At 53.3% G+C, this 20,249-nt stretch carries 16 protein-coding genes; 9 read left to right on the top strand and 7 right to left on the bottom strand.

The window, feature by feature from the left end:
- The first annotated feature begins 17 nt into the window (after positions 1-17).
- The 3 genes from MUN82_RS15470 (at position 18) to MUN82_RS15460 (ending at position 5,785) form a co-directional block, all read left to right on the top strand.
- Entirely contained in the window at positions 18-2,426 is a 2,409-nt protein-coding gene (locus MUN82_RS15470; protein ID WP_245091882.1) for a 3-hydroxyacyl-CoA dehydrogenase/enoyl-CoA hydratase family protein, read from the top strand.
- A gap of 121 nt (positions 2,427-2,547) precedes the next feature.
- Entirely contained in the window at positions 2,548-3,732 is a 1,185-nt protein-coding gene (locus MUN82_RS15465) for a thiolase family protein (RefSeq protein WP_245091880.1), read from the top strand.
- Between the two features lie 265 nt (positions 3,733-3,997).
- Positions 3,998-5,785: an acyl-CoA dehydrogenase FadE gene (locus MUN82_RS15460; protein WP_245091878.1), complete on the top strand. Its 1,788-nt coding sequence runs from the start codon at positions 3,998-4,000 to the stop codon at positions 5,783-5,785.
- A 174-nt stretch (positions 5,786-5,959) separates the two neighbouring features.
- Here the strand turns inward: MUN82_RS15460 and MUN82_RS15455 are convergent, their stop codons facing one another.
- Entirely contained in the window at positions 5,960-7,231 is a 1,272-nt protein-coding gene (locus MUN82_RS15455) for a hypothetical protein (protein WP_245091876.1), read from the bottom strand.
- Positions 7,232-7,749: 518 nt separating this feature from the next.
- Here MUN82_RS15455 and MUN82_RS15450 point away from each other — a divergent pair.
- Positions 7,750-7,998 carry a hypothetical protein gene (locus MUN82_RS15450; protein ID WP_245091874.1) on the top strand — a complete coding sequence of 83 codons (249 nt, stop codon included), beginning with the start codon at positions 7,750-7,752 and terminating at the stop codon, positions 7,996-7,998.
- A 65-nt stretch (positions 7,999-8,063) separates the two neighbouring features.
- On the opposite strand, the gene recG is transcribed toward MUN82_RS15450, so the two are convergent.
- The 4 genes from recG to mutY all read right to left on the bottom strand — a co-directional run bounded on the left by recG (position 8,064) and on the right by mutY (position 12,676).
- The gene (gene recG / locus MUN82_RS15445; RefSeq protein WP_245091872.1) at positions 8,064-10,163 is read right to left on the bottom strand and encodes an ATP-dependent DNA helicase RecG; all 2,100 of its coding nucleotides are present in this window, start codon (positions 10,161-10,163) and stop codon (positions 8,064-8,066) included.
- A gap of 89 nt (positions 10,164-10,252) precedes the next feature.
- Positions 10,253-10,849 carry a gliding motility lipoprotein GldD gene (gene gldD, locus MUN82_RS15440; protein WP_245091870.1) on the bottom strand — a complete coding sequence of 199 codons (597 nt, stop codon included), beginning with the start codon at positions 10,847-10,849 and terminating at the stop codon, positions 10,253-10,255.
- A 223-nt stretch (positions 10,850-11,072) separates the two neighbouring features.
- Positions 11,073-11,498 carry a single-stranded DNA-binding protein gene (locus MUN82_RS15435; RefSeq protein ID WP_245091868.1) on the bottom strand — a complete coding sequence of 142 codons (426 nt, stop codon included), beginning with the start codon at positions 11,496-11,498 and terminating at the stop codon, positions 11,073-11,075.
- 92 nt (positions 11,499-11,590) lie between these two features.
- Positions 11,591-12,676 (bottom strand): A/G-specific adenine glycosylase, encoded by a 1,086-nt coding sequence (gene mutY, locus MUN82_RS15430; RefSeq protein WP_245091866.1) that lies wholly within the window; start codon positions 12,674-12,676, stop codon positions 11,591-11,593.
- A gap of 192 nt (positions 12,677-12,868) precedes the next feature.
- Here mutY and MUN82_RS15425 point away from each other — a divergent pair, with 192 nt between their 5' ends.
- The 3 genes from MUN82_RS15425 to MUN82_RS15415 all read left to right on the top strand — a co-directional run bounded on the left by MUN82_RS15425 (position 12,869) and on the right by MUN82_RS15415 (position 16,150).
- Positions 12,869-13,174 carry an HU family DNA-binding protein gene (locus tag MUN82_RS15425; RefSeq protein WP_185282339.1) on the top strand — a complete coding sequence of 102 codons (306 nt, stop codon included), beginning with the start codon at positions 12,869-12,871 and terminating at the stop codon, positions 13,172-13,174.
- A gap of 75 nt (positions 13,175-13,249) precedes the next feature.
- Positions 13,250-14,149, top strand: coding sequence for a tetratricopeptide repeat protein (locus tag MUN82_RS15420; RefSeq protein ID WP_245091864.1), 900 nt, complete (start codon positions 13,250-13,252; stop codon positions 14,147-14,149).
- A 393-nt stretch (positions 14,150-14,542) separates the two neighbouring features.
- Positions 14,543-16,150: an Rne/Rng family ribonuclease gene (locus tag MUN82_RS15415; RefSeq protein WP_245091862.1), complete on the top strand. Its 1,608-nt coding sequence runs from the start codon at positions 14,543-14,545 to the stop codon at positions 16,148-16,150.
- A gap of 210 nt (positions 16,151-16,360) precedes the next feature.
- Here the strand turns inward: MUN82_RS15415 and MUN82_RS15410 are convergent, their stop codons facing one another.
- A complete protein-coding gene (locus MUN82_RS15410) occupies positions 16,361-17,047 on the bottom strand; it encodes a porin family protein (RefSeq protein ID WP_245091861.1) in 687 nt (228 codons plus the stop codon).
- A gap of 86 nt (positions 17,048-17,133) precedes the next feature.
- On the opposite strand from MUN82_RS15410, the gene gldB reads away from it, so the two are divergent.
- Positions 17,134-18,159, top strand: a complete 1,026-nt coding sequence (gene gldB / locus MUN82_RS15405; protein ID WP_245091859.1) for a gliding motility lipoprotein GldB — start codon at positions 17,134-17,136, stop codon at positions 18,157-18,159.
- A gap of 103 nt (positions 18,160-18,262) precedes the next feature.
- Positions 18,263-19,492: a glycosyltransferase family 4 protein gene (locus MUN82_RS15400; protein ID WP_245091857.1), complete on the top strand. Its 1,230-nt coding sequence runs from the start codon at positions 18,263-18,265 to the stop codon at positions 19,490-19,492.
- A gap of 43 nt (positions 19,493-19,535) precedes the next feature.
- Here the strand turns inward: MUN82_RS15400 and nth are convergent, their stop codons facing one another.
- A complete protein-coding gene (gene nth / locus MUN82_RS15395) occupies positions 19,536-20,240 on the bottom strand; it encodes an endonuclease III (protein WP_245091855.1) in 705 nt (234 codons plus the stop codon).
- Positions 20,241-20,249 lie beyond the last annotated feature (9 nt).

Raw genomic sequence — 20,249 nt, 5'->3', positions numbered from 1 at the left:
CCTCTACTCACCTACTTATGAATAGAAATATCAAGAAAGTAGCGGTGCTGGGCTCCGGCGTGATGGGTTCGCGCATTGCCTGCCACTTTGCCAATATTGGTGTGCAGGTGCTGCTACTCGACATCGCGCCGAAAGAATTGACCCCCGATGAGGAGAAAAAAGGGCTGACGCTGGATAAGCCCCACGTGCGCAACCGCATTGTGAATAGCGCACTAGAAGCTGCCGTGAAGGCCAACCCTTCGCCGCTCTACCGCAAGCAGGATGTGTCGAAGATCAAGACCGGCAACTTTGAGGATAACCTGAAAGACATTGCCGGCTGCGACTGGACGATTGAGGTAGTTGTAGAACGGCTCGACATCAAAAAGAGCGTGTATGAGCGGGTAGAGCAGTTTCGTAAGCCTGGCACGCTGATTACGAGCAACACTTCCGGCATCCCGATTCACCTGCTGGCCGAAGGTCGCTCCGAGGACTTCAGGCAGCATTTCTGCGGCACGCACTTCTTCAACCCGCCGCGCTACCTCAAGCTGCTTGAAATCATCCCGACCCCTGATACCAAGCCGGACGTGGTGGATTTTCTGCAACACTACGGTGACCTGTACTTGGGTAAAACCGTGGTATTGGCTAAAGACACACCCGGCTTCATTGCCAACCGGGTAGGCGTATTCGGTCTGCTCGATGCCATGCATGTGATGCAGGAGTTGGGCCTGACGGTGGAAGAGATAGACAAGCTGACCGGCCCCGTGATTGGTCACGCCAAGTCGGCTACCTTCCGCACTTCCGATGTGGTAGGGCTCGATACTACCGTGAACGTAGCCAAGGGCCTCGGCCAGAGCCTACCCCATGACGAAGCCAAAGCGGTGTTCACGCTGCCCGACTTCGTGCAGAAAATGAGCGAGAACAAGTGGCTGGGCGACAAAACGGGTCAGGGTTTTTACAAGAAAACCAAAGGTGCGGGCGGCAAAACCGAAATCTTGGCCCTCGACCTGAACACGTTGGAGTACAAGCCAAGCCAGAAAATTAAGTTTGCCACCCTAGAGGCCACCAAGCCCATCGAAAGGCTTGCTGACCGCTTCAAGGTACTGGTAGGCGGCAAAGACAAAGCCGGCGAGTTTTACCGCAAGTCGTTTGCCGGGCTGTTTGCCTACGTCAGCAACCGCATCCCCGAAATTACGGACGCCCTCTACAAGATTGACGACGCCTTGCGTGCTGGCTTCGGCTGGGAGCTAGGGCCGTTTGAAACCTGGGACGCGCTGGGCGTGCAGAAAGGCGTAGAGCTAGCCGAGGCCCAAGGCAAAACCATGGCGCCGTGGGTAGGCGAGATGCTGTCCGCCGGCCATACTACCTTTTATAAAGTAGACGAGAAGGGCACGCGCCAGTATTACGACCTTGAATCGAAATCCTACCAGCCTATTCCGGGGGTAGAGAACTTTATCATTCTTGACAACCTGCGGGCTGCTGGTAAAGTGCTGTGGAAAAACGCCGGTGCCTCGGTCCTCGACCTCGGAGACGGTATCCTGAACGTGGAGTTCCACTCGAAGATGAACGCCATGGGCTCCGATGTGATTCAGGGCCTGCTGAAGGGCGTGGACATGGCCGAGAAAGGCTACCGCGGCTTGGTAGTCGGCAACGACGCACCCAACTTTTCGGCCGGCGCCAACCTGGGGCTCGTGTACATGTTTGCCCTGGAGCAGGACTACGACGAGCTGAATCTGATGATTGCGCAGTTCCAGCAGGCGATGATGCGCATGCGTTACAGCAGCATTCCGGTGGTGGGCACGCCCCACGGCCTAGCATTGGGTGGCGGCTGCGAGCTGAACCTGCACTGCGACAAAGTAGTAGCCGCCGCCGAAACCTACATGGGTCTCGTAGAATTTGGGGTAGGGCTAATTCCCGGCGGGGGTGGCACAAAAGAAATGACCCTGCGGACCGCCGCTAAATACGAGGAAGGCGAGCCGGAATACAACCTGCTGCGCAACACCTACATGACCATCAGCACGGCCAAGGTTTCTACCTCCGCCGCTGAAGCCTTCGACCTAGGCTTTCTACGCCGCGGCGATGAAATTGTGGTGAACAGCAACCGTGTGATTGCGCAAGCCAAAGCCGCCGCCCTCGAAATGGCCGATGCCGGTTACACCCAGCCCGTACCCAAAACCAACATTAAAGTACACGGTCGTGGCGCGCTGGCAATGTTCAACACCGGCGTGTTTGCCATGAAAGAGGGCAACTATATCTCGGCCCACGATCAGAAAATAGCTGACAAGCTGGCCTATGTGATGTGTGGCGGCGACCTGTCGGCGCCTACCGAAGTGAGCGAGCAGTACCTGCTAGACCTGGAGCGTGAAGCCTTCCTAAGCCTGACTGGCGAGCGGAAAACGCTAGAACGAATTCAGTCGATTCTGACGACGGGCAAGCCACTCAGAAACTAATCGTTTGTCATGCGGACGGAGGAAGCACCTTATCACGGCTGCTTTCGTCGGCACTCATATTCCCAGCGGCGCGGGCGTGATAAGGTCCTTCGCCGCGCTCAGGATGACAAAAGAAACTACCATGTCTCAACAAGCCTATATAGTTGCTGGATATAGAACCGCCGTGGGCAAGGCCCCGCGCGGCGGCTTCCGCTTCACTCGTACCGATGACCTCGCCGCCGACGTCATCAAGCACCTCGTTGCCTCTGTGCCTGCCCTCGACCCTACTCGCATTGATGATGTAATAGTAGGCAATGCCGTGCCCGAGGCCGAGCAGGGGTTGCAAATGGGGCGTCTGATTTCTTTGCTTTCCCTACCCCTCAATGTGTCGGGCCTTATTGTGAACCGCTACTGCGGCTCTGGTGTAGAAACCATTGCTATGGCCGTGGGCAAAATTGCCGCCGGTATGGCCGATTGCATCGTGGCCGGTGGGGCAGAAAGTATGAGCTTGGTGCCCACCGTAGGCTGGAAAACGGTGCCTAATTACAAGCTAGCCAAAGCCCACCCTGATTATTACATGGGTATGGGCCTCACGGCCGAAGCCGTGGCCAAGGACTACGGCATCTCTCGCGAAGACCAGGATCAGTTTGCCTACAACTCGCATCAAAAGGCTCTCAAAGCTTTGGAAGAAGGCAAGTTTAAAGACCAGATTGTGCCCATCACGGTAGAGGAAACCTACGTGGATGCAGCCAGTGGCAAGAAGAAAACCCGCTCCTATGTGGTAGATACCGACGAGGGGCCGCGGGCCGATACTTCTCTGGAAGCGCTAGCTAAGCTACGGCCAGTGTTTGCCCAGGGCGGCACCGTCACGGCCGGCAACTCGTCACAGACTTCTGACGGCGCAGCTTTCGTGCTAGTGATGTCGGAGCGCATGGTGAAAGAGCTGAACCTAGAGCCTGTAGCCCGTATGGTGAACTACGCCACCGAAGGGATAGATCCGCGCATCATGGGCATGGGCCCTGTAAAAGCCGTACCGAAAGTGCTCAAGCAAGCTGGTATGAAGCTCGAAGACATCGACTTGATTGAACTAAACGAAGCCTTCGCTTCCCAGAGCATCGCCGTGCAACGCGAGCTGGGTATCGACCCCAACAAGCTGAACGTGAACGGCGGCGCTATTGCATTAGGCCACCCACTAGGCTGCTCCGGCGCCAAACTGTCTATTCAGTTATTCGATGAGCTGCGCAAACGCGGCCAGAAGTACGGTATGGTGACAGCCTGCGTAGGCGGCGGCCAGGGCGTGGCAGGTATTTATGAGCTGCTGAAGTAGTTTGTTATGCCGAGTGAAACGAGGAATCTGAATCAGACTATTAGCAGTGTTTACTCAGATTTCTCGCGCTGCTCGGAATGACAATAGAAACCCCGAACCAATCGGGGTTTTCTTTTCGTTAATTACTCGGCAAGCATAACAAATTTTTGTACCTTTCGATACAACCAGGGAGTAGACCACATACACGTATAAATACGCTGCATGCCGACTACTTGTATTAACTTTATCTGAATTTTCACTCACCACGAACATACCGCACCCGACCATGGAAGTAACGCAGAAATCCCTCAAAGGCGGCGAATTCATTATCAAAGAAACCAACGCCCAAGACGTTTTCACGCCCGCTGAATTCTCGGAAGAGCAGCGCATGATGCACCAAACCTGCCTGGACTTTATTGCCAGCGAGGTGCAGCCCCTGCTAGAACGCCTCGACAATCATGAGGAAGGCCTGATGGAAGACCTGATGAAGAAAGCCGGGGAGCTGGGCCTGTTTGGGGTGAGCATTCCCGAGCAGTACGGCGGCTACGACATGGACTTCAACACGGCCCTGCTGGTGACGGAAGGGGTAGGGGGCGGCCACTCGTTTCCGGTGGCGTTTGCGGCGCACACGGGCATCGGCATGCTGCCAATTCTGTATTTCGGGACCGAGGAGCAGAAGCAGAAATACATTCCAAAGCTAACGACCGGCGAGTGGGTAGGGGCATACTGCCTCACCGAACCCGGCTCTGGCTCCGATGCGCTGGGTGCGAAAACCAAAGCTGTGCTGACCGAAGATGGGGAGCATTATGTGCTCAACGGTCAGAAAATGTGGATCACCAACGCCGGTTTTGCACACGTATTCATCGTGTTTGCCAAAATCGATGGCGAAAAATTCACCGGCTTCATTGTGGAGCGCGACACGCCCGGTCTCACCTTCGGCAACGAGGAGCATAAGATGGGTATCAAAGGCTCGTCTACCCGACAGGTGTTCTTGTCAGATGTGAAGGTTCCCAAGGAAAACGTGTTGGGCGAGATTGGCAAAGGCCACCTCATTGCCTTCAACATTCTGAACATTGGCCGCATCAAGCTGGCAGCGGCATGCCTGGGCGCTTGCAAAATGGCCGCTACCTTGAGCGTGAAGTATGCCAATGAGCGTGTGCAGTTCAACCTGCCGATTTCTAAGTTTGGCGCCATCCGGCAGAAACTGGCTGAGCAGGCCGTGCGCATATACGCCGTAGAATCGGCTATATACCGCGCCGGCATGGATATCTATCGCACCGAGCAGGAACTGTTGGCGCAGGGTCAGGGTGCCAATGAGGCACTGCTGGGCGCCGCCCGTGAGTTTGCCGTGGAGTGCGCTATGCTGAAGGTAGAAGGCTCGGAAGTGCTAGACTTTGTGACAGATGAAGGCGTGCAGATCTACGGCGGCTACGGCTTCTCAGCCGACTACCCCATGGACCGCGCCTACCGCGACTCGCGCATCAACCGCATCTTTGAGGGCACTAACGAAATCAACCGCTTGCTCTCCGTAGACATGATTTTGAAGAAGGCCATGAAGGGCGAGCTGGATTTGATGGGTCCGGCCCAGGACGTACAAAATGAACTGATGGCTATTCCCGACTTCAACGTAGAAGAGGAAACTGGCCTGTTTGCTGCCGAGAAAAAGACCATTCAGAAGCTGAAAAAAGCTATTCTGATGGTGGCCGGCACAGCCGTGCAGAAGTATATGAACTCGCTGGCTAAGGAGCAGGAAATTCTGATGAACATTGCCGATATGGCCATCAAGACCTATGTGGCCGAAAGCACCCTGCTGCGGGTAGAGAAAGAAGCCGCCGAGAAAGGCGAAGAGGCTCTGGCTACGCAAATCGACATTGCCCGCGTTTACTTAGCCGATGCGGTGGACATTGTGAACAAAGCTGGGAAAGATGCCATTGCCTCTATGGTAGAGGGCGATGAGCAACGCCTCCTGTCACTGGGCCTCAAGCGCTTCACCAAAGTAGACCTTTTCAACGCTAAAGAAGCCCGCCGCCGCATTGCCGCCAAGCTGATTGAAGCCAACGAATACGTATATTAATATCTGAACCACGGATCCGCTCGGATTTGTCGGATGCCACGGATTTTGTGGACGATTGAAAAAACAAAGAAGGCGGCCCAGATGGGCCGCCTTCTTTGTTTTCGGTACAAGATGAAAACGCCTAACGAATTATCCACAAAATCCGTGGCATCCGAGCGAATCCGTAGCTCAGACTTACTTCACCACAATTTTATTCAACATCAGCGCAGCGGATTTCTTGCTAGGGCGGCTCACGCCGATAATGGTTTTGGCATCGGCCCAAGTGGTGAAATCCTTCACATAGGCCAGATTTTGGTCGTTGGCTACTTTCAGGCCTAATCCTTTGGGGTCTTGTACTACGCCAGTTGTCATATCAACGTGGCGCACGTACAGATCAGACTTTCCTTTGATAGTTTCCTCTGTTAGGAGTTGCAGGTCGGGACCGAATACGGCGGCCCGGAAGCCAATGCTGGTGAATGCCTCAGCGGGCGGGGCTACCTGGCTTTTGTTTATAATGGTATGCCAGCGCGGTGCCAAAAACTCATTGTAGCCAAACAGGTGCAATTCCCGCGAATGAATCGGTGAGTTCTCGCCGCCTTCCTCGTATTGCTTCTGCGCGATAATAACCAACTGTTTGTCCTCATTCAGTAGCAATTGCGCCAAGTATATATCTTCTAAACGCTTGCTGGTGCCTTGCGTAGCTTTGTTTGTTTCAGCTAAGTACTCGGGTGAGAATTTTACTTCCGGCGCAAACTTCATATCGCCCTCTCCGGTGAAATCAAATTTTACCGCCTTTAGACTATGATAAAGCCCCGTTTTGCGCTCCGTGCAAATAGCAGCGGCATATAATGTGTTGTTGGCTTGTAGACTAAACTTTGCGTCGAACACCATCACTTCCTGCCCGCCAAACACGCCACCCAGGGCCACCGACATCACTTTCACTTCGGTGCTGGTATTGAGGTAACGCCGTACACTTAGCTTTTTCATCTCGTCGCTGAGGAGCGTGACGTACTGTGCGCCATCATTGCCCACGCTCACAGTAGTGGAAAAAAAAGCGCCCTGGTCGTGAAAATCGTATGTGCGCTCCTTCACTTGCATTAATTGCATGTCATACACAGCCGCCTGGATAGCCTTAATCTGCTGGTCGCGGGTGAGGTAGCGCCATGCTACTGTATGGGTGCCATCCGGAGAAAAGGCTACTCCCGGCCGCCGGTCGCGCAGGCCGGCTTCTGTCAGCTTCTTTCCCGCGCTTTTCTGCCCGGTTTTCAGGTCGAGCGAATAGGCTATAAGCTGCTGGGCCGCGCTGGTTTTGCGGTATACGACTACGGTAGCCTGTTGGCTGCTTTGCGCAAATCCTTCGATGCTTTCTTCAGCTGTGAGGGGTAAATCGGTGCTCCACACGCGTTTCAACTCGCCATCGTATCGCTCGACTGCATAGCCGGCAACTGATTTATGTGCTAAAATCACAAAACCGCCGTCTGGTTGCGAAAGGGTCTTTTGAGGTACACGCTGATTGTACCGATCGTATGACTGTTCGGGTAGGTATGCAAACGATACCGCTTTCGTTTTCTGTGCTTGCCCTACCCTCGGTGTCAGCAAAATCACACTTAACAAGATGGTCGATGATAAAAAAGTAAATCGCACAGAGAAAGAGAGTTAAGGAAAGAACAAGACGTCATTGGAAAAAAATGACGCGCAAAAATGATCAATAATCAGATGTCTACGTATATGAGCCGGATTAGTAAAAATAGGCTTGCGAGAAGCCTAACTTTCACAGAAGCTTAATGGTTTGTTTAACTGCTGTTTGTTGAAAATGCCTTTACTTTGCACTCGGATACAGCAAGTAAGAGGCAAAATGTGTAGCGCAAAAGATGGCAATGAGCGGCGCTATACAGGAAAGTAGAATTGGGTAAATACAAAAAACAGGTGGTATACAAAGGTTGGCCTCAACTTTGTGCCATACAGACTGCAAATACCTTTCCTTTATGAAGTTCTTAGTAAAATCATTGTTGCTCTCGGGATTGCTGGTAGCTGGTAAGCTAGTGAAACAACAGTCTCCCGAAGCGGTTATTACTATCGCCCCCGATTCGTTAGCTTTAGAAGCAACTTCTACCCAGCCCATTTCTTTCTTCACGCGTCAACTATACCCCCGCGTAGTGAGTGTGCAGGCTAACCAGCAACCGTGGCGGATTACTCCCGCGTATTTCACTACCAATGAGGTAGTCAATCAATAAATAGTGCTTCTGAGACGGCCCCTTAGGCCGTCTTTTTTTTGGTGTCATAGTCGCACCAAAGGAGTCTAGCTGATACGACTCCAATTGACAGCCGTAGCTGGCAGCGACTCAATATGGTGCCGGATATTCTGATTTTGGGGCAATTGTAGGGTAGGGTCCTCCTGGAGTAGTTGATTGGCAGCAGCCCGACTTTCTGTTAAGATTCGGGCATCCTTCGCCAAATCGGCAATCAGGAGGTCAAGCACGCCGCTTTGTTGGGTACCCATCAGGTCGCCGGGGCCGCGCAGCTTCAGGTCGATGTCGGCAATTTCGAAACCGTTGTTGGTACGCACCATGGTTTCAATGCGAGTGCGCGACTCCTTGCTGAGCTTGTAGCCCGACATCAGAATGCAATAGCTTTGGTCGGCGCCGCGCCCTACCCGGCCGCGCAGCTGGTGTAGCTGCGAGAGGCCAAATCGTTCGGTGCTTTCAATCACCATCACCGAGGCATTCGGTACGTTCACACCTACCTCTATCACGGTGGTGGCTACCATAATTTGAGTTTTGCGCTCCACAAAGCGTTGCATTTCGGCGTCCTTCTCGCCGGCGGTCATGCGGCCGTGTACAATGCTGATTTGAAACTCCGGAAAAGCCCGCTCAATGCTTTCGTAGCCGTCCATCAGGTCTTTATAGTCGGCCATGGCTTCGCTTTCCTCAATCAGCGGGTACACAATGTATACCTGCCTGCCCAGGTTGATCTGGTCGCGTAGGAATTGAAAGACTTTCAGGCGGTTGGCGTCGTAGCGGTGCACTGTAATAATAGGCTTGCGACCAGCCGGCAGCTCGTCAATCACCGACACGTCCAGGTCGCCGTAGAGCGTCATGGCCAGCGTACGCGGGATGGGCGTGGCCGTCATCACCAGCACGTGCGGAATCACGTGCGGATTCTTCTGCCATAGCTTCGAGCGTTGCGCTACCCCAAAACGGTGCTGCTCATCCATGATGGTGAGGCCCAGGTTGCGGAACTGCACCACATCCTCTAGCAGCGCGTGGGTGCCTACCAGCATGTGCATCTCGCCCGAGCGTAGCTGCTCGTGCAGCACCCGTCGCGCGGCCGTGCGCGTGCTACCCGTCAACAGGCCAATTTTCAGGCCCAGCATATCGGCGTACACTTTCAGGCCAGTATAGTGCTGGTCGGCCAGAATTTCAGTGGGCGCCATCAGGCAACTTTGGGCGCCGTTGTCGGCGGCCATCAGCATGGAGATAAATGCCACAATGGTTTTGCCCGAGCCCACGTCACCTTGTAGTAGGCGGTTCATCTGCTTGCCCGAGCAAAAATCCTTATAAATATCGTGAATAACCCGCTTTTGTGCGCCGGTGAGGTCAAAAGGCATCACGTTCTTATAGAAATGTACCAGCGATGGCACCTCCTTAAAGATCTGCCCGGCTAGCTCCACCTTGCGCTGGTCGCGCTGGCGCAGAAGTTTCAACTGTACGTAGAACAGCTCTTCAAACTTCAGGCGAAAACGAGCAGCTTGTAACAGCTCTGTGCTCTGCGGAAAGTGAATCTGCTGCAACGCATTGGCCTTGCTCATTAGGCCATATTGTTGAATAAGGTAGGGCGACAGGGTTTCCGTTACCTGGGGTAGGGCCAGCTTCAGCAAATCAGCCACCATACGCATAATAGCTTTACTATCGATGCGGTGGTAGTTTTTGAGCTTCTCGGTGGTGTTGTATACCGGCTGCAAAAAGCTCTGCCCGGCCTTCTGCTCCGTCACTTCCTCTAGTTCCGGGTGGGCCATCTGCGGCCGACCGTTGAACATGGTGGGCTTACCAAACACAATGTACTCCTGGTGATTCTTAATAATCTTCTCCAGGTAGTTCACTCCCTTAAACCACACCAGCTCCAACTCGCCGCTTTCGTCGGCCACTTTGGCTACCATGCGTTTTTTGGGGCCTTCACCCACTACCTCACGGTTGCGCAAAATGCCTTTCACCTGCACAAAAGGTAGGTCGTCGTGCAGGTCCACGATGTTGTAAAACTGCGTGCGGTCGAGGTAGCGGAAGGGGTAGCGCTGAATCAGGTCGCCGTAGGTGAAGATGCCCAACTCCTTCTGCAGCAGTTGCGCTCGTTGCAGGCCCACGCCCCGCAGGTACTCTATTTTAGTCTGAAAGAAATTACTCATCTACTAGCTGTTAGCCGTTGGCTGTTAGCTATTCGTTTCAAAAAAAGGTGCAGAAAGCTAACAGCAACAGTTAGTCGCTGACAGCCAACTTACTGATACTTTAATGTATTTAGTAGCTTCACTACATCCTGCTTCACGTATTCAATCACTGGCGCCAGCGAGTCGTTGGCGGTAGCTGTACGGAAATACAGTGCACCCCGGAAGAAGTGCCGGGTACTGTCGGTAGTATAAAACTGAAACTGGCTAGGTACCTCACCCTGTAACTCAAACACCGAGACGCGCATACCGTTTGGCGTTTGCATTGTGTTTTCATCAATGGCCGTTGCCTTGATTTCGTGCTTGCTGGTGAGCTTGCGGGCGTCTTCCAGCAGCTTATTATAGAGCTGGCGGTTGCCCTTAAGGTCGGCGTACGTAATCTGCACGTTGGCATGCAGCTGGGGGTAATAAATATTCAGCCAGTGTGGCTGTGCCAGGTAGGACGAGTCACGCAGAATCTTTGCCTGCCGCGAATATTGAAATGTATACGGGTGCCCCGGTGCCAGCTGCTGGTAGCTGTGGGGTGGCAAGTCGATGCGGTTGTAGCCTTTAGGCTTCGGGGTGTAATCGGGTGCCGACGAGCAGCCGGTTGCCAGCAGCAAAAAGCTCAGCGCGGCACCAAGGCCACGTAGGGAAGCGGAAACGGGCATACAAAGCAAGGCAGAGTTCACGTAGTAAAGGTAGTAGATAAGGCGGTAGAGGCATATTGCGGCCTCCTGTTGTTTGCTAGTTTTAGATAATGTTGGTAGCTATTGGGCATTCTGCTGCTCCTAAACAATGTCAGCAACGATGGGCGGTTGCCAGTCGCCTCTATAAAACGCAAAAAGCCCCGGCAGCGTGCCGAGGCTCATAAAAGCCGGGTAGGGCAAAAGATTAAAACGGCAATTGGTCAAGCTCCGGCTCTTGCCGGAATGTGACCGTAGCCGCGGCGGATTGCTCCGCCGCGGGGGTAGTATCATCACCCTGTGGGCGGCCGCCCAGCATGGTTAGCTCATCGGCTACAATCTCGGTGATGTAGCGCGTCTGATTGTCCTTGTCTTGGTATTGGCGCGTGCGAAGCTTGCCTTCTACATACACTTGCTGGCCTTTTTTCAAGTATTTCTCCGCCATCTCGGCCAATCCGCGCCACGCTGTGATGTTGTGCCACTCGGTGCGCTCCACGCGGTTGCCTTGCTTGTCTTTGTAATAGTCGTTGGTGGCTAGGGTGAAGTTCGCGACGCTGACGCCGCCTTCCAGATGCCGAATCTCCGGGTCTTTGCCCAAGTTGCCAATCAGGATGACTTTGTTGATGCCTGCCATAGTGTTACTTTTTCGTTCTGTGTGACATATTCTTTACTGATCTAAAGATAATAGATAAAAATACATATTCCAAGTTTTTTAGCTTAAATAATTCACTTTTTGCTAATGTAGTTAGTGATAAGAATTGGCTTTGGTAAGGCCTCTATTTCGGCAGCGTTAAAAGCCGCCAATCCCAGTTTCTGCAGTGCCTCAACGGGTAGGGCTGCTTCTAATCGTACGGGATAAAATCGAGCTTCTAGCTTTTGATGGCTGAGCACATGGCGGTAGGTCGCTGAAGGTTCTTCAGCTCTATCTGACGCAACCGTACCACCTAAAGCTTCTACCTGTCGTAGTACTTCCACAGCCGCCAGCTCATCTGAATCCGTTTCTGTCAGGGCGAAATCATACAGCCCTTGCCAGATGTCTTTGCCTGTGCGCTTGCGCATATAGACCGTATCGGCGTGGCGCAACACCAAGTAGTGAAAATAGCGTGTGCGGGCTGCTTTGGCTTTGCTCTTAATGGGCAACTCCGCTACCATACCGTGCTGGAAGGCATAGCATTGCGCCTGCAATGGGCAAAACAGGCAGTCTGGTTTCACAGGGGTGCACTGTATAGCCCCAAATTCCATAATAGCTTGGTTGAACTCTGCCGGCGCGTCGGCCGGAATCAGCGTATCGGCGAGTTGCTGAAACACTTTGCGGCTGGCTGGTGCCGCAATATCTTCTGTGAGCCCAAATACACGGCTCAGTACCCGAAACACATTGCCGTCCAGCACCGCTACCTTCTCATCGAAAGCAAAGGACGCAATGGCAGCGGCTGTGTATTGGCCTACCCCGCGTAGTTTCAACAACTCAGCATAAGTAGTTGGGAATTGGCCACCGTACTCGCGCACCACCTGCTGGGCCGTGTGGTGCATGTTGCGGGCACGGGAGTAATAGCCTAGACCCTGCCAGTGGCGCAGCACCTCGTCTTCTGGTGCCGCTGCAAGGTCATGCACAGTAGGGTAGGAACTAATAAAATCGAGGTAGTAGGGCAGGCCCTGCTTCACGCGGGTTTGCTGCAAAATCACCTCCGATAGCCAAATGGCATACGGGTTGCGAGTGTGGCGCCAAGGCAGGTCACGACGGTGGCGTGGGTACCAGCTAAGCAGGGCGGTTGCAAAAGTAGAATGAACAGAAGCGGGAGGAACGTTGTTCAAAGCAGTGAGTCAGAAAGACTTGTCAAAGAATAGGACAGAGGCCGGGATTGTGGGAAAAAAATTGGAAAACCAAAAAAGCAACCTACCTTTGTGGCCCCAATTCGGAAGCGAACAGCCTAATGGGCAAAGGCTTACGTGTTGAATCGGGAACTTGCCCAGTACATTTTTTCACCCCATAGTACACTTACCAGCGTGACTAAAGCAGAAGTAATCGCCGAAATTGCCGACAAAACTGGCATTGAGAAAGCAGACGTGTCCGCAACCGTTGAAGCCTTCTTTAAAGTAGTTAAGGATTCGATGGCCGAAGGCAACAACATCTACGTGCGCGGCTTCGGTAGCTTCGTAAACAAAAAACGGGCAAAGAAAGTGGCCCGTAACATCTCAAAAAATACCTCGATCATCATCGACGAGCACTTTATTCCGAGCTTCAAGCCGTCGAAAACATTCATCGGTAAAATCAAAAACAGCAAGAAAATCAAAGAAACGGCTAACGCCTAACTTTCTGTTGTACTATTGTAGCGGAGCCGTCGGGCGCCCTTTCTGGGCAACTACCCGACGGCCTGCTTTTTCTGCATGGCCCAAGCAAAATCGTCTCACCAGCTCACCGTTGTTGCCGTAGCCGTTGCCCTGGTTATCGCCTTATTTCTGTTGCCGAAAGTGATTGTAAAGCCCAAACAGGGCAAAAGCGAACTGACGGCTCAAACAGCCGCCCGCACGGCCAACCGTGACCAGGGTGCTGCGGCACCTTCTACAGCGTCGGTAGAAGCCGACGGCCGGCCGGCCGGTGCTACTCCCGAGCAGCCACACATGGCCCTCACGGCGCAGCAGCGCAGCAGCATCAACGGTTTGCTGGTGCAATACAATGCTACCACCGACCGCAATACCAAGCTGCGCCTAGCTACCGATCTGGCTAAGCAGTATAAGGCCGTTGAGAAATTTGATAGCGCTGGCTACTATTACGAACAGGTAGCAGTAGCCCGCCCCGGTGAGCAGGCCTGGCAGCGCGCTGCCGACGAGTATTTCGAGGCGTTCAGCTTTGCTGCTACCGCTGAGCGGGGCAAGATGCTGGGTGCCAAATCACGGGAGTTGTACGAGCGGGTGCTTAAGAATAATCCCGATAACCTGAATGCCAAAACCAATTTAGGCATGGCCTATATGGCCAGCGACAACCCCGTGCAGGGCGTCACGTTGTTGCGGGAGGTAATTGCTACCGACCCCAAAAACGAAAAAGCGCTTTACAACCTCGGACTGCTCTCCATGCAGAGTAATCAGTACGATAAAGCCGTGGAGCGCTTCCGGGAGCTAACGGCTGCTCATCCCAACAACGTGGAAGGGCAGTTTTACCTGGGCGTTGCCTTGGCGCAAACCGGCGCCAAAGAAGAGGCTAAAGCAGCGTTTGCCAAGGCAAAGAGCCTCAGCAGCGACCCTGGTCTGGCTGCCTCAGTAGCCGAACAGCTGCAGAAATTACAATAAAGGAGCTACAAAATGAAATCCGTACCTTTGCCGTCCCTCGGCTGGTACGAGGTTTCCTAAAGTACACATAATTCAAGTTTTAACCCTTAACCCATCAACTCATGCCCTGCGGTAAAAAGAGAAAGCGTCATAAGATTGCCACCCACAAGCGGAAGAAGCGTCTGCGCAAGAATCGTCATAAGAAGAAGTAAGCCTTCCGGGGTCTGCTGTCGGCTGTTTCTGCTATAAGAAGCATCCGTCTATCTCTCATATAAATTCCCCGAGAGTGGTTAGCCGTATACTTTCCCCGTGGCTTGAAAGGGAAGCTGGTGCCGTGCGCATTGGCTTCCCTTTGCGGGTTTCGGGTGGTGCAAGGGTCCGCCAGTCAGGGAGTTGCTTAACTAACCTAATCCATTGAGTAACGAATTAATCATTAATTCTACTCAGGAGGGAGAACGAATTGCTCTACTTCAGGATAAGCGGTTGCTCGAATACCACTTCGACCGCAACGATACCAACTATTCTGTTGGCGACATCTTCCTGGGTACGGTCAAGAAAGTTATGCCCGGTCTGAACGCCGCGTTCATTGATATCGGGTATCAAAAAGACGCTTTTCTGCACTACGGCGACTTGGGAGAAAATTTCCTGTCGCTAAATAAATGGGTGAAAGGCGTACAATCGCAGAAAATTACCGTTGGGCCGCTCAAAACGTTTCAGTTTGAGGGGCCACTTGATAAGGTAGGAAAGGTAGCCGACACGCTCAAGAAAGGCCAGCAGCTGCTGGTGCAGATCGTGAAGGAGCCTATTTCTACCAAAGGGCCGCGCCTGTCTACCGATATTTCGATGGCAGGTCGCTACCTAGTGCTGGTGCCGTTTTCCAACGTTATCAGCGTTTCCAAGAAAATTGTGAGCCGCACAGAGCGCGACCGGCTCAAGCGCCTTATCCAGTCCATTAAGCCCGATAATTTCGGGGTAATCATCCGCACCGTAGCTGAAGGGCGCGAAGTGGCCGAGCTGGATAAGGACATGCAAAGCATGATCGATAATTGGGAGCAGCTCTTCCAAACGCTTCGTAAGGCAAAGCCGAACGATAAGATTTTGGGTGAGCTGGGCCGGAGCAGCTCTATGCTGCGCGACATGCTCAACGAGTCGTTCGATTCTATCATCGTCGACTCGCCGGCCTTGCACGACGAGATGCGTGGCTACCTCCAGAAAATTGCTCCCGATAAGCTAGGGCTGCTCAAGCTCCACACCGGTAAGGTGAAAGTGTTTGAGCAGCACAACATCGAAAAGCAGTTGAAGACGCTGTTTGGTAAAACGGTATCGGTGCCTGGGGGAGGCTACCTGGTGATTGAACACACCGAGGCCCTGCACGTTATCGACGTGAACTCGGGCAACAAAAGCAACCAGGAAGGCGACCAGGAGGCTACGGCTCTCATGATTAACATGCTGGCTGCTAAAGAAGTAGCCCGGCAGCTACGCCTGCGCGACATGGGCGGTATTATCGTCGTCGACTTTATTGATATGAAGTCGCCGGAGAGCCGTAAGAAGGTAGAAGACGCTGTGCGCGACGTGATGAAGCACGACAAAGCACGGTTCACCATTCTACCCATTACCAAGTTTGGGCTGCTGCAAATCACGCGACAGCGGGTACGTCCTGCTGAGGCTATCGTCACGGGTGAGGTGTGCCCTACCTGCGGCGGCACCGGCAAAATATCGGCCTCTATCTTGGTTACCGACGAAATCGACAACAGCATAGATGATTTGCTGCTGACGCAAAATCAGTCGGGAATTACGCTCTACGTACATCCCTTCCTGCATGCCTACTATACCAAAGGTTTGGTATCGAGGCAGATGAAGTGGTACTTGAAATACTATAAGTGGGTGAAGGTGATGAAAGACACTAGTCTGGGCCTCACCGACTACCGCATCGAAGACGAGCACGGCGAGGACATCGAGCTGCACTCGGCCGCGGCGGCCATGAGCCGGATGCAAGACCGCGAAGTGGAAATAACGGACTGATTTTTCTGCGAAAATCTCCCCTGAATAAGAAGAAAGCCCGCCTTACTCCGAGGGAGTAGGGCGGGCTTTTCAGTGGCGCCTTTAAATGGGTTTGCCCTCCTGAACTCGTGAAGAACCTACTTACGGCAGAGCGACTTACACAACAACGACTTGTTCAACTAGCATAAGGTCCTCCGCAGGCGTAGAATGCAGACGCATTTAACGCGCAACTTAAAACTTGATACCTAGATCCAACGCTACTTCACTGTTTTTCAGTGTTACGTTGCTGAATTTGCGGGTGTTATCAAAATACCGGTCGATATTAACGATGCCGTGGTGGTAGGAGATACCGGCTATCAGGCGGGTGCTCTGGCCCAATAGATACTCTACTCCAGCGCCGCCTAATAGTCCTACATCAGGAATAATGACGTGTTTGCTGGCCCGAGTTTCGGCATTGCTGATGCCAGGGTCAGTGTAATACTTTTCACCGTTGATGCGCGCGGCTATGGCGCCGGCCAGTGTGCCACCTACCTGAAAGTACACTTTGGTACCCTCAGAAATATCGTTGGTGAAAAGCTTTAGCGAAACGGGCACTTCCAAATACTGTACGCCTATCTTTTGCTCTTGACGGCGTCCTAGGGCTGTATCATAATAAGACACGGTGCCTCCCTTGCCAGTTAAAAACAAACCGGAACTGAACGCATAGTTCTGGCCAAAGAAATAGTCGATGATAACGCCACCGCCAAAGCCCAGCTTCGATTTTTCATTTTTGAAACCGGTGGCTCCTGTGCCGTTACGGGGCGAATCGGCGCGCAAGCTGGTGATAGAGGGTGAAATCTTCAGACCAATTTCAACCTGAGCCGAAGCTGCGCTGATAGTGAGAAGGGTGGCACCCAGAGCAAGCAGAAGTTTTTTCATAAAGCGGGCCGAACTATCGGCAGTAAGAAAAGAAGCAAACGGCGCAGCGTTTGCTTTTGGCTATTTTCGCCTCAAATATACGTGTGATGGACAACCTAATTCCGATACGTTCTGTAGTAGCAGCCCTGTTGGGCTGGCTATTGCTTACGGCCTGCTCCACTGGTGCCGACTGCGAGCAGAATCCTGACATAGCCAAAGTGGAGGCACCAGTGCAGCTAGAGCGGCTGGAAAAACCGTTTTTTCAAATCAAAAACCCGGCCGAAGCCCAGCGCTTCATAGAGCAGCATCCTTTGTTCGCACGCCAGTATTTGTTGGCAGGGCGCTACGAAGCGGAGCAGCTGACGCAAACCATGACACAGTTGGCCACCAATGTCGGCCTGCAAAAGCTAGGACGAGAGACGGAAGCGGCATTTCAAAATACGGACAGCTTGCAACAGGAACTACGTGGTCTGTTTCAGCACGTGCGCTATTACTACCCCAGTTTTCGGGTGCCGCCAGTGAAGACGTTTGTGAGCGGCCTGGGTAAGGAACCAAGCAAGGATGCACTGTTTGCTAACGACAGTCTGATTGTGCTCAGTCTGGACTTTTTTGTGGGGCCAACTGCCTCCTACCGCGCCGATGTGCCGGCCTATATCAACCGGCGCTATACGCCCACGCACGTGCTGCCGGCGCTGGCTCTTACTATTTCCAGTAAGTACAATCGTGGCCTGACCGGCAACCATACCATGCTGCGCGATATGGTGCAGTTTGGTAAAAGCCTCTATTTTGCCGAAAAGATGCTGCCCTGCATGCCCGATTCGTTGCTGATCGGCTATACGAATAAGGAGTTGGCTGGCGTACAGTTCAACGAAGGGAAGATTTGGGCACACTTCATCGAAAAGAATCTACTGTATACGGCTGACCCGTTTGTAATTAAAAAATATATCGGCGAGCGGCCTAGTACGCCCGAAATCGATAAGACTGCTCCCGGCCGCTTGGGCGTGTGGGTAGGCTGGCAGATTGTGCGCAAATACATGGAGCAGCACCCCGAAACAACGCTGCCGCAGCTTATGGCCCAACGCGACGCCCAGCGTATCCTCAACGACTCGCACTATAAGCCGAAGAGGAAATAGAAAAACTGTGAAGTTTTGATGTTGGTCTATCTTGTGATAAGGTGAAGAAGGCGTGCTGAAGTATGAAATCAACTCAGTCAACACTTAAAACTCAATATTCCTCTTGCACATCGCCGTATTCAGCCAGCACCACACCAACCCCGACTGTCCGGCTACCAGCCGGCACTACACGTTGCTGGCTCATTTGGCGCGTACGCACCGCATCACACTGATTACGACGAACACCTGGGAACGACTGCGCCTCACGCATCGCTACCCTTGGTTACCAGAAGGGGTAGAGGTGCGCACGGCAGCAGTGGCATATGAGAACAAGATGGGGGTAGGGCAACGGTTGCTATCCTTTGGGCGCTACGCCGCCTACGCCATCCGCGAAGGGCTGCGCATCGATAAACCCGACGTTATCTGGGGAATATCAACTCCGCTAACAGCTGCATGGGCCGCTGCGCAGGTAGCGCGGTTGCGGGGAGTACCGTGGGTATTTGAGGTGCAGGATCTATGGCCCACTTTTCCAATTGCCATGGACGCGGTGCCTAACCAATGGGCGCAACGGCGGCTGTACGCTTTAGAACGTAATCTGTACCGCTCAGCGCAGCACATTGTAACGCTTTCGCCAGATATGAGCAGCTACGTCGCTGGGGTAGGATTAGCGAAAGGCAAGGGCTGGCAGTTTAGCCAGGAGAAAATAACGACTATCCTCAATGGTACCGACCTGGATCTGGCTGCCCTGGCCACCGACGAAGCTGTAGCCGCACTTCGGCAGGCAAACAAGTGGCAAAACCGACGGGTAGTGCTGTACGCTGGTACCTTTGGGAGGGCCAACGATATTCCTACCCTGCTGGCGGCGGCCGAGCAATTGGCTCCTAATCATCCGGATTTAGTGTGGCTGTTTATGGGACACGGCTACGATGAGCCACTAGTGCATGCCGCGGCGGCGCGTTGCGCCGCTATTCGGCTGGTGCCGCCCCAACCCCGCCATGCCGTATTCACGTGGTTTCGATTGGCCGATGTATCGATAGTATCCTTCTTGGGGCTACCGGTATTAGATGCTAATTCGCCGGCTAAGCTCTACGACAGCTTGGCGGTAGGCACGCCGGTAATCGTCACAAATCCCGGATGGACGAAAGAGTTGGTAGAAACAGAGGGTTGCGGCTGGTATGTGCCAGCCGGTGATGCTGCGGCCTTGGCCACACATATAGCCAAGCTACTTGCAGAACCTAGTATCATCTCAGCGGCTGGTCAAGCCGGACAACGGGTAGCACCGCAATATTTCGACCGTCAAGAATTAGCCTCAGCTATGCAGAACATTCTGGAACAGAGCGCGAAACAACCCTAATGGGTGTTTGTGCTACCAGATACTAGTTTTAGACTAAGTTGTACTAAAGAGCAGATTTACTAGGAGATTTCAGCGCTGAAGTAGTTTTTGTAGTACCAGCTGCGGGTGCTACTTGCGTAGCATAATACTGGCAAAAATCGGTGAGCGGGCAGCTGCTGCACTTCGGTGAGCGAGCGACGCAGATGTAGCGGCCGTGCAAAATCAGCCAGTGATGCGCTTTCGGAATTAGCTCCTCCGGAATGTACTTCACCAGTTCCTTCTCCACAGCTAGCGGTGTAGTAGCCGTGCGGCTCACGAGCCCCAGCCGGTGCGATACCCGGAACACGTGCGTATCCACGGCCATAGCGGGCTGGTTGTATATCACCGATACTACCACGTTGGCCGTTTTGCGTCCTACCCCCGGTAGGCGCTGTAGCTCTTCAATGGTACTGGGTACTTCGCCCCCAAAATCAGCCACAAGCATCCGGCCTAGGCCCGCCAGGTGCTTCGCCTTGTTGTTGGGGTAGGAAACGCTGCGGATGAATGGGAAAACGTCTTCTGCCGAAGCTGCTGCCAGATGCGCCGGGGTAGGAAATTGCTGAAGCAGCGCCGGCATCACTTGATTGACGCGCTTGTCGGTACACTGTGCGCTCAAGACCACGGCTACAATCAGCTCGTACGGATTCGCGTAGTGTAGCTCCGTTTGAGGAGCCGGAAAGTGCGTAGTGAAATACTCCAGAAAGCGACGATACCGCTCAGGCTTGCGCATAGAAAGATG

The sequence above is a fragment of the Hymenobacter aerilatus genome (genome assembly GCF_022921095.1).
GTDB classification, from domain to species: Bacteria; Bacteroidota; Bacteroidia; order Cytophagales; family Hymenobacteraceae; genus Hymenobacter; species Hymenobacter aerilatus.
The sequence above is the reverse complement of the archived record's forward strand: the minus strand, read 5'-3'. Positions and strand labels throughout refer to the sequence as shown.

Bases quoted from the DNA above. Each gene is read 5' to 3' on its own strand.
- MUN82_RS15470 (WP_245091882.1), top strand. From the start codon at position 18: ATGAATAGAAATATCAAGAAAGTAGCGGTGCTGGGCTCCGGCGTGATG.
- MUN82_RS15465 (WP_245091880.1), top strand. From the start codon at position 2,548: ATGTCTCAACAAGCCTATATAGTTGCTGGATATAGAACCGCCGTGGGC.
- MUN82_RS15460 (WP_245091878.1), top strand. From the start codon at position 3,998: ATGGAAGTAACGCAGAAATCCCTCAAAGGCGGCGAATTCATTATCAAA.
- MUN82_RS15450 (WP_245091874.1), top strand. From the start codon at position 7,750: ATGAAGTTCTTAGTAAAATCATTGTTGCTCTCGGGATTGCTGGTAGCT.
- recG (WP_245091872.1), bottom strand. From the start codon at position 10,163: ATGAGTAATTTCTTTCAGACTAAAATAGAGTACCTGCGGGGCGTGGGC.
- gldD (WP_245091870.1), bottom strand. From the start codon at position 10,849: ATGCCCGTTTCCGCTTCCCTACGTGGCCTTGGTGCCGCGCTGAGCTTT.
- MUN82_RS15435 (WP_245091868.1), bottom strand. From the start codon at position 11,498: ATGGCAGGCATCAACAAAGTCATCCTGATTGGCAACTTGGGCAAAGAC.
- MUN82_RS15420 (WP_245091864.1), top strand. From the start codon at position 13,250: ATGGCCCAAGCAAAATCGTCTCACCAGCTCACCGTTGTTGCCGTAGCC.
- MUN82_RS15410 (WP_245091861.1), bottom strand. From the start codon at position 17,047: ATGAAAAAACTTCTGCTTGCTCTGGGTGCCACCCTTCTCACTATCAGC.
- gldB (WP_245091859.1), top strand. From the start codon at position 17,134: ATGGACAACCTAATTCCGATACGTTCTGTAGTAGCAGCCCTGTTGGGC.
- nth (WP_245091855.1), bottom strand. From the start codon at position 20,240: ATGCGCAAGCCTGAGCGGTATCGTCGCTTTCTGGAGTATTTCACTACG.